Origin of the sequence: Actinomadura sp. HBU206391, assembly GCF_014323665.1 — a bacterium.
Taxonomy (GTDB): Bacteria; Actinomycetota; Actinomycetes; order Streptosporangiales; family Streptosporangiaceae; genus Actinomadura_C.
This window is the reverse complement of sequence record NZ_JABVEB010000061.1, coordinates 24,061-33,184: the sequence shown is the minus strand read 5'-3', so window position 1 is coordinate 33,184 and position 9,124 is coordinate 24,061. Positions and strand designations below refer to the sequence as shown.

Annotated in this window: 8 protein-coding genes and 1 pseudogene; 2 read left to right on the top strand and 7 right to left on the bottom strand. The window is 69.9% G+C overall.

What is annotated here, in order from left to right:
• From HKK72_RS19375 to dxr, 6 genes and pseudogenes are all read right to left on the bottom strand, one after another.
• Positions 1-336 (bottom strand): annotated as a pseudogene (locus HKK72_RS19375) (alpha/beta hydrolase); the annotation flags it as partial.
• Positions 337-508: 172 nt separating this feature from the next.
• A complete protein-coding gene (locus tag HKK72_RS19370) occupies positions 509-2,119 on the bottom strand; it encodes an alpha/beta hydrolase (protein ID WP_187235793.1) in 1,611 nt (536 codons plus the stop codon).
• Between the two features lie 213 nt (positions 2,120-2,332).
• On the bottom strand, positions 2,333-2,800 hold the full coding sequence (locus tag HKK72_RS19365) for a GNAT family N-acetyltransferase (protein WP_187235792.1): 468 nt from the start codon (positions 2,798-2,800) through the stop codon (positions 2,333-2,335).
• A gap of 107 nt (positions 2,801-2,907) precedes the next feature.
• Positions 2,908-4,098 carry a flavodoxin-dependent (E)-4-hydroxy-3-methylbut-2-enyl-diphosphate synthase gene (ispG, locus tag HKK72_RS19360; protein WP_315987337.1) on the bottom strand — a complete coding sequence of 397 codons (1,191 nt, stop codon included), beginning with the start codon at positions 4,096-4,098 and terminating at the stop codon, positions 2,908-2,910.
• 8 nt (positions 4,099-4,106) lie between these two features.
• On the bottom strand, positions 4,107-5,300 hold the full coding sequence (locus tag HKK72_RS19355) for a M50 family metallopeptidase (RefSeq protein WP_187235791.1): 1,194 nt from the start codon (positions 5,298-5,300) through the stop codon (positions 4,107-4,109).
• Positions 5,301-5,313: 13 nt separating this feature from the next.
• On the bottom strand, positions 5,314-6,510 hold the full coding sequence (dxr, locus tag HKK72_RS19350) for a 1-deoxy-D-xylulose-5-phosphate reductoisomerase (protein WP_187235790.1): 1,197 nt from the start codon (positions 6,508-6,510) through the stop codon (positions 5,314-5,316).
• A gap of 220 nt (positions 6,511-6,730) precedes the next feature.
• On the opposite strand from dxr, the gene HKK72_RS41120 reads away from it, so the two are divergent.
• Entirely contained in the window at positions 6,731-7,198 is a 468-nt protein-coding gene (locus HKK72_RS41120) for a GNAT family N-acetyltransferase (RefSeq protein ID WP_315987336.1), read from the top strand.
• 227 nt (positions 7,199-7,425) lie between these two features.
• Entirely contained in the window at positions 7,426-7,671 is a 246-nt protein-coding gene (locus HKK72_RS19340; protein ID WP_187235788.1) for a hypothetical protein, read from the top strand.
• A 184-nt stretch (positions 7,672-7,855) separates the two neighbouring features.
• Here HKK72_RS19340 and HKK72_RS19335 read toward each other — a convergent pair whose 3' ends face one another.
• Positions 7,856-9,049, bottom strand: coding sequence for an ABC transporter substrate-binding protein (locus tag HKK72_RS19335; RefSeq protein WP_187235787.1), 1,194 nt, complete (start codon positions 9,047-9,049; stop codon positions 7,856-7,858).
• Between the last annotated feature and the right edge of the window lie 75 nt (positions 9,050-9,124).

Below are 9,124 nucleotides of genomic sequence, written 5' to 3'. Positions count from 1 at the left end.
GCTGGCCAGTCCGCCGGACAGATAGAGCCCGCTGCCACCGGGACCGCCCGGGTTGCCGAAGAGCACGCCCCGGTACTGCGAGTCGGGTGCGGTGTGCTTGACCCGGGAGACGGCGACCGAGATCTTCTTGCCGCGCGGGTTGCGGTAGTCCAGCGGCACCGTGACCTGGGCGCACTGGGCGTTCGCGAGGTAGGGATCGTCGGCCGGGCACGCGGCCCAGGCGATGGACTCCTTCGCACCGGACGCGGACTTGCCCGAAGCACCTGCCGGAACCGCGAGAGCCAGGCTGCCCAGCCCAAGGCTCACCGCGGCAGTGGTGAGTACGAGCTTCTTCACGAAACCCCCTTATCGGCGCGGGCACACCAATGTGCCCACGTTCATGCCAAGGGGAGATTGTGCTGCCAAGGGGCGATTAGCGATAGATGTCCATGGAAGGTATATGAAACCGTAATAAAAATCCGGGAACCATAAATGCCGAGCCCCGATCGGCTCGGGGCTCGGCATCGGTTCAGCGAACGAGCGGCGGGTCGTAGGCGGTCGGCCCGCCCGCCGTTCCCACCGTGACGACCGCCGGGCCGGGCGCGGGTTTGGCGGCGCAGACGGCGTCCGGGCCGGGCCGCGACGCCGGCCGCGTCCCGCTGCCGAGGTAGGCCGAGACGAGGTCGTTCAGGCAGGCGTTGCCGTTGCCCGACAGCGAGGCGCCGTGGTTGTTGCCGCCCTTCTCCAGGATCAGCCGTGAGGACGGGAACCTCTTGTGCACCTCGACGGCGCCGCCGTACGGGGTGGCCGCGTCGTTCTCCGCCTGCACCAGGACGATGTTCGGGCCGCCGGCCTCGCCCCCGACCCGCACCGGCGGCCCGCCCTTGACCGGCCAGGTGGCACAGGGGGCGTTGTACCAGGCGTTGTTCCAGGTCAGGAACTTGTAGCCCTTTCCGTACTGCGTGGAGTGATCCGCATGCCACTGGCTCCAGCTACGCGGCCAGGGGGCGTCTCTGCACTGGACCGAGAGGTAGATGGCGTAGCTGTTCTGGTCCAGCCAGGCGGGCTCACCGAAGTTGTCCCGAAGGCCCTGCGGGTCGTCGCGCAGCACATAGTCGGCGAGCACCTGAGCGTGGTCGGCCCACGTGTAGTTGCGGTAGCCGTCGGGCACGAAGATGTCGTTGTACTCCGACGGACCGATCTTGCCGTCCACCGGGTTCCTCTCGATCCTGGCCATGCCCCTGTAGTAGTTGCGCTCCACGGCTGCCGCGGTGGAGCCGAGACGGTAGACCGCGTCATGCCGCGCGATCCACGCGAAGAAGATGTCGGCGCGCTTCTCGAAGGCCTCGTTCTGGTCGAGGTTGTCCTCGTACCAGGCCCCGCTCGGCCGCACGACGCTGTCCAGCACCATGCGACGCACCCGCGTGGGGAACATCGAGGCGTACACCGATCCGAGGTAGGTGCCGTAGGAGTAGCCGAAGTAGTTGATCTGCCGGGCGCCGAGGGCCGTCCGGATCCGGTCCATGTCGCGCGAGACGTTCTCGGTGCTGATGTGCGCGAGCACTGAGCCGTACTTCGCACCGCAGTCGGCGCTGTAGGCACGGGCTCGTGCCCGCCAGGCGTCCTCCTCGGCCTTGTTCGCGGGCACGAAGTCGGCTCGGGCTTTGCCGGGGTAGAGGTAGCTCGGGTCGCAGGCGACGGTCGGCTCACTGCCCGCCACGCCGCGGGGGTCGAAGCCGATCCAGTCGTACTGCGCGCCGATCTGGGTCGGCAGGCCGAACGTGCCCCTCGCGAACCGGGTGGGCAGATCCCGGCCGAACCCGCCGGGGCCTCCACGGTTGAGCAGCACGACACCCTGGTACTGCGAGTCCGCCGACGTGTGCCGGGCCCGGCTCAGCGCCAGCTTGATCTGCCTGCCGTGCGGCTTGCGATAGTCGAGCGGAACGCTCAACGTGCCGCAGTCCAGGCCCTGCAGCAGCCCTCCGAGAACGGGGTCGTTGAGGGGGCACGGGGCCCAGGCGACGGAACCGGCCGATCCGGCCGACGCCGTGGCGGGCACGGCCGCCGCTCCCGCGGGCATCGCCACCGCGGCGCCCACGAGGCCCACGGCCGCGGCCGTCATGACTGCGAGTCTCTTCACGAAAGTCCCTCCGCCGTGGGCTCGTGGGCGAGCCCACGATCTCGTCAGAGGAAGATTGTCAGCTTTGGTCGCTATGCGAAGGAACTTGTGACCAGAAGCGGTCAAAGTGCCCGTGGGGCGGTCTTGGACCCGCTTTTCACCTGGGACATCATGCCCGGCGATCACGCCGCACGCCCGGTGGCGGTGTGCCTCCAGCGCGCGGCCGAGCCGTCCTCAGGCCGCGCCGTGCACCGGCCGCGAGCGCACCATCGGGACGTGCGGAATGCCGTCTTCGACGAAGGTCTCGCCTTCGGTGACGAAGCCCCGCCGCTCGTACAGGCCGGTGGCGTGGACCTGAGCGTGCAGTCGCACCGGCCGGTCGCCGACCGTCTCGATCGCGGCGTCGACCAGCCGCCCCGCCAGTCCGGCGCCGCGCGCGTGCGCGGCGGTGACGACCCGGCCGATGCGCACGCCGCCGGGCTCCTCGATGATCCGCAGGTACGCCACCGGCTCCCCCGACTCGCCGGTCAGCCACAGGTGCCGCGTCCCGGGTTCGGTGTCGCGTCCGTCGAGCTCCGGATAGGCGCAGCGCTGCTCAACGACGAACACGTCGACGCGCAGACGCAGCAGCCCGTACAGAGTGGCGGCGTCCAGGTCGGAGAACGCGGCGATGCGCAACCGCGGGTCGGCCAAGGTCTTCATCCTCACATCAGGGATGCCGGACAGATCCGGCGCGGGCCGGCGAGGCCGGAGAGGTCCCTCGGGGCCGGGCGACCGGAGGGATCCGCCGCGGCGAGTTTGCTGGCGGGTCAGGAGACGACGACCTCGGGGGCCGGCCCCTCGCCGTCGAGGTCCACCTCGATGCCCATCTCGTCGGCGAGGCGCATCGCCTCCTCGATGAGCGTCTCCACGATCTGCGCCTCGGGCACGGTCTTGATCACCTTGCCCTTGACGAAGATCTGGCCCTTGCCGTTGCCCGAGGCCACCCCGAGATCGGCCTCACGGGCCTCGCCGGGACCGTTCACGACACAGCCCATCACGGCGACCCGGAGCGGCACGGGGAACCCGGTCAGCCCCGCCGTGACCTCCTCGGCCAGCTTGTAGACGTCCACCTGCGCACGGCCGCACGACGGGCACGACACGATCTCGAGGCCGCGCTCCCGCAGCCCGAGCGACTCCAGGATCGCGTTTCCGACCTTGACCTCCTCGACCGGAGGCGCCGAGAGCGACACCCGGATCGTGTCGCCGATCCCCTCCGCCAGCAGGGCGCCGAACGCGACCGCCGACTTGACGGTGCCCTGGAACGCGGGACCCGCCTCGGTGACACCGAGGTGCAACGGGTAGTCGCACTGGGCGGCGAGCTGCCGGTAGGCCTCGATCATCACCACCGGGTCGTGGTGCTTCACCGAGATCTTGATGTCGCGGAAGTCGTGCTCCTCGAACAGTGAGCATTCCCACAGCGCCGACTCGACCAGGGCCTCGGGCGTCGGCTTGCCGTACTTCTCGAGCAGCCGCGCGTCGAGGGAGCCGGCGTTGACCCCGATCCGGATCGGCACGGCCGCGTCCTTGGCGGCACGGGCGATCTCACCGACCTTGTCGTCGAACTTCTTGATGTTGCCGGGGTTCACCCGCACGGCCGCGCAGCCCGCGTCGATCGCGGCGAAGACGTACTTCGGCTGGAAGTGGATGTCGGCGATGACCGGGATCTGTGATTTGCGGGCGATCTGCGGCAGCGCGTCGGCGTCGTCCTGGGACGGCACCGCCACCCGTACGATCTGGCAGCCCGAGGCCGTCAGCTCGGCGATCTGCTGCAGCGTGGCGTTGACGTCCGCGGTGAGCGTGGTCGTCATCGACTGCACAGACACCGGGGCGTCCCCGCCCACCGGCACCGCGTTCTTGTCACGCCCCACCATGATCTGGCGGGACTTGCGGCGCTGGGCCACCTGGGCCGGCCGGGCCTGTTCGGTCCGGATCCTGGGCATTCCGAGTTCGACGCTCACTTTTCCTCTTATCGCGGGAGTGTCAGCGGATTGAAGACGTCTGCGAGTATGAGCAGCACCCCGAGGCCGATCAGCAACACCACGGCGATGTAGGTCACCGGCAGCAACTTCGCAAGGTCCACATTACCGGGATCAGGCAGGCCCCTGATTCGCGCCAGCCACGCGCGGGCCCGCTCGTAAGCGAGCACGGCGAGATGACCGCCGTCCAGCGGCAGCAGGGGCAGCACATTGAGCGCCCCCAGGAAGACGTTCACCGAGATCACCAGGGACAGGAACAGGGCGATGCGATCGCGCCAGGAGTCCTTGGCCGAGAAGATCTGGCCGGACACCTGGGTGGCGCCGACCACGCTGCCCACCTGGCCGCCCGGAGTGTCCGCCCGCTCCGGCGAGAAGAGCCTGGGGATGGCGGCGGGCAGGTCCGCGACCGCGGCGCCGACCGCACCGAGGATCCGGCCGATGCTCTCCGTGGCGAAGGCCGTGGCGCTCACGGGTCCGAGCCGCTCGTACCCCTCCCCCGTGACCCGCGCTGTCACGCCGAGGTAGGGACCACCGCCGACCTCGGCCGGGCGCACTCGCAGCTCGACCCGCCGCCCACCGCGCTCGACGACGATCGGCACGGGGGTCCCGGCGGACTGGGCCCCGATCGCCTGCCGCAACTGCTCCCAGGTGGCGACCGGCCGGCCGGCGAGGGAGATCACCTTGTCCCCGGGCCGCAGCCCGGCCTCGGAGGCGGGCGACGGCGGGTCGCCGGCCGCGCACGGGTTCTGGATCTGGGCGGGCACGCAGGCGCTCACCGCGTCGACCGTGGTGGTCCCCGTGCCGGGGGTACGCAGCCCGACGGCCATGGCCAGCACCGTGAGCAGTACGAAGGCAAGGGCGAAGTTCATGACCACACCGGCGACGATCACGGCCGCCCGGCGCGCGGCCGGCTGCCGGTAGAACGCGCGCGGTTCGTCCGCGGGATCGATCGGCTCCAGTGGCGTATATCCGGTGATCTTGACGAATCCGCCGAGCGGGAGGGCCTTGACGCCGTACTCGGTCTCGCCGCGGCCCCACGACCAGAGGGTCGGGCCGAAGCCCACGAAGAACTGGGTGGCCTTCATGCCGAACCGCTTGGCGGTGAGGAAATGGCCCGCCTCGTGCAACATCACCGAGACCAGGAGCGCGACGACGAAGGCGATCACGCCGAAGAGATAGGCCATCCGCCCCCCTGAGTCAGATGAGCTCCCGAGCCCGGGTCCGGGCCCATTCGTCCGTGGCCAGGACATCGTCGAGCGTCAGATCCCTGGTGGCCGGGCCATGTTCGTTGACTACCCGGGCGACCGTGTCGACTATCCCGAGGAACGGCAGCCTCCCCTGCCGGAAGGCCTCCACGCACTCCTCGTTGGCGGCGTTGTAGACCGCGGGCGCGGTGCCGCCGAGCTCTCCCACGTGGCGCGCGAGGGCGACGGAGGGGAAGGCCTCGTCGTCGAGCGGGTAGAACTCCCAGGTGTGCGCCCGGCTCCAGTCCACGCCGGGTGCGGCGTCCTCGACCCGGTGCGGCCACGCCAGCCCGAGCGCGATCGGCAGCCGCATGTCGGGCGGGCTGACCTGGGCCAGCGTCGACCCGTCGAAGAAGTCCACCATCGAATGGATCATTGACTGCGGGTGGACCGTGACCTCGATGCGGTCGAACGGAAGGTCGAAGAGCAGGTGGGCCTCGATGACCTCCAGCCCCTTGTTGACCAGGGTGGCCGAGTTGATGGTGACGACCGGGCCCATGTCCCAGGTGGGGTGCGCCATCGCCTGCTCAGGTGTCACCTCCGCCAGTTCCGAGCGGTTCCGCCCCCGGAACGGACCTCCGCTGGCGGTCAGCACCAGCCGCCGGACCTCCTTGGCCGCACCGCCGCGCAGGCACTGGGCGAGCGCGGAGTGCTCGGAGTCGACGGGCACGATCTGGCCCGGCTTGGCCCGCTCCTTGACCAGCGCGCCACCGATGATGAGGGATTCCTTGTTGGCGAGCGCCAGAGTGCTGCCGGCGTCAAGGGCGGCCAGCGTCGAGGCGAGGCCGAGTGCGCCGGTGACTCCGTTGAGGACGACGTCGCACGGCAGCGCCGCCACTTCGGCGACCGCCTCGGGACCTGCGATGATCTTGGGTATGCGGTAGTCGCCGGAGGCGTAGCCCCGTCGCTGCGCCTCCCGGTAGAAGACGAGCTGCAGGTCCTGGGCCGCCGAGGCCCTCGCCACCGCGACGATCTCGGGCCGCAGGTCCAGAGCCTGCTGTGCCAGCAGCTCGACCCGGCCGCCGCCCGCGGCGAGCGCGGTGACCCGGAACCGGTCCGGGTTGCGGCGGATGACGTCGAGGGCCTGGGTGCCGATCGAGCCGGTGGAACCGAGAACGACGACATCGCGGATCACAGTGGAGGCAGGCATCACGGATCTATTCTCACCCCTGCGCACCACGGCCGGGTTCGGGCCCGGTGCGGAGCGGCGAGAGACACGGGCCCGCGGCGCCCGCGGGCCGGCGGTGGGAGGCCCCAGGGGCAGTCGGTGGGAGGGCCCGGGGGCGGCGGTCGAAGTCCCGTGGGCAGGCGGCGGCCGATGGACATGTCCATGTAACGCCGCGCTAACACGGCGGACGTACGTTCGGACTGTGAAGCGAAACACCCTGTTCGTCGAGGTCAGCGCCGCAAGGCCCTACGACCCTGCCGTCATCGCCCTCTGCGCCGAGCAGCGAGCCGAGTTGGCGGGCGCGAGCGCAGGCCATCGCGACGCCGCCGTCGACTCGCTGGGACTCCGGCCGGATGTCTCGTTCCTGGTCGCCAGGGCCGACACCGAGCCGGTCGGCTGTGCCGGGCTGCAGTTCCTCGAGCCCGGGGTGGGCGAGATCAAGCGCATGTACGTCCGGCCGGCGCACCGCGGGCAGGGAATCTCCCGGCTGCTGCTCGACGCGATCGAGCGGTTGGCCCGGGACCGGGGGGCGTTGACGGTGCGGCTGGAGACCGGCGACCTGCAGCCCGAGGCACTGGGCTTCTATCAATTCTCGGGATATGTCCGAATACCCCATTATCGACCGTACGTCGGCAGTGCCCTCAGTTTGTGCTTCGAAAAACGACTGTGACCGGCACCTGGAATCGGCGGCTCCCGGTCGAGGCGATCACACGTTCAAACACTCCGCGAGCGGGCCGGCCCCACGCCGGACCAGTGCGCCCGACCACTCCTTGGGGATCGCAGGATTCGCCGATAGAAGGTTTTGCCCGTACTTGCATCACAGCTCACGAAGACCACACATCGCCCCCCCTATAAAGGAATCCATGGAGTTGGGCTCTAGCCGGGTTGGGGGTAAAAATGAGCCATACCGACGAGCTGACGTTCGATCCCGGCGCACTGAGCGCCGAGCAGATCTACGGCGACGCCTGTGTCGTCTGCCATAAGAAATGGCCGCGGCCACGCGTGCGCGTCGGCCGCCTTCCCGACGGATCAAGGGTGCTGGCCTGCGCTGACTGCGCGCCCGCCCTGCCGAGACCTCGCGCCGCGGGACCGGTCGCGGGCGCCGCAAGGCGTCAACGCGAACCGGAACTGACGACGCTTTAGTCCGCTCCTGGAAAAAGGGCGCCTCGGGCCATCTGGGGGGACGGCCCGAGGCGCCACCGGGTGCGCGTCCGGCAGGGGGCGGTCGGGCGCGCACCTGAAAATCCTTCGCACGCCATCGTCGACCACGCCGCCGGCCCGTGTCTCCCTTTCGATCCCGGCCTACCTGAGCCGACTTCAGCAGGGCTCAGCCGGAGCCTTTCAGCGCCTTGTTCCAGGCCCGCATCCAGTCCTCGTAGTCGGTGCAGTCGCGCCGCCCGCCACCGCAGTCGCGAGAGGGCGTGTGCGCGAACACCACCTTGTCGATGTAGGCGCGGTCGCCGACGTGGTAGGTCGAGCAGAACTCCGCCTTCAGCCGGTCGCGCGAGCACGCCTCGGGGTTCGCCGGCGCGACCCCGTCCCACTCGGCCACCTGCTGCTGGATATCCGGCGAGGTCATCCAGTTCAGCCACTGGTACATGCAACTGGGATGTTCGGCGCGGGCCCCGATCATCCAGGCGTCCATCCACCCGGTCACGCCCTCCTTGGGGGTGACCCCCACGGCGGACCGCCCGGCGCGGCTCAGCACGTCGACGTGGTAGGGCCAGACCTCGCCGATGACGGCGTCTCCGCCGGCGAACGAGTTGATCGCGTCCGAAGGGTGCAGCCAGTAGGACCTCACATAGGGGCGCTGCTCGGCGAGCACCTTCGTGGCGGCGTCGAGCTGCCTGCGGGTGAGGGAGTAGGCGTCGGTGATGTCCAGCGACCGGTTCCTCGACCGCAGGTAGAGGGCCGCGTCCGCGAGGGTCAGCGGGCTGTCCCGTACGATCATCCGCCCGGCGTACTTCTTCGCCTCGGCCGGGTCGAAGAGCGCCGACCAGCTCGTCGGCGCCGACTGCACCGCCTTCGGGTTGTACATCAGCTGGTTCACGCCCCAGACGAAGGGCACCCCGTAGACCTTCTCGTCCTTGATCACCTGGCTGCGCAGGTCCCGGTCGAGATCCTTGTAGGCGTCGATCAGATCCGGGTTCACCGGGGCGGCCTGGCCGGCCGCGATCAGTTGCCCGGCCGCCTCGGGCGGCGCCGACACGCCGTCGTAGCGGCGGTCCGGATTGGACATGAGGTCGACCATCTCCTGCGCGGTCGCCGCGCTCTTGACGCTGACCTTGCACTTGGTGCGCTCCTGAAACGGCGAGACCCAGTCGACCCGGGGGTCGCTGGCGCCGTACTCGGTGTACCCCGGCCAGGCGACCAGGTTCAGCGCGCCCTCGCCCTGCCCGATGGTGCGTGCCACCCGAACAGTGCTCGCCTGCTTGTCGCCCTCGTCGCTGCACCCCGCCAGAACCGCCAGTGCGACGGCGAGTGCCATGATCGCACGTAGTGTCCTGTGTGGATGCCTCATGTCGCTCCCCGATGAAGTTCCAGAGCTCTTCCGTGGCGCCGCCGTGGCCGGCCACCGATCATCGGGGACGCCACC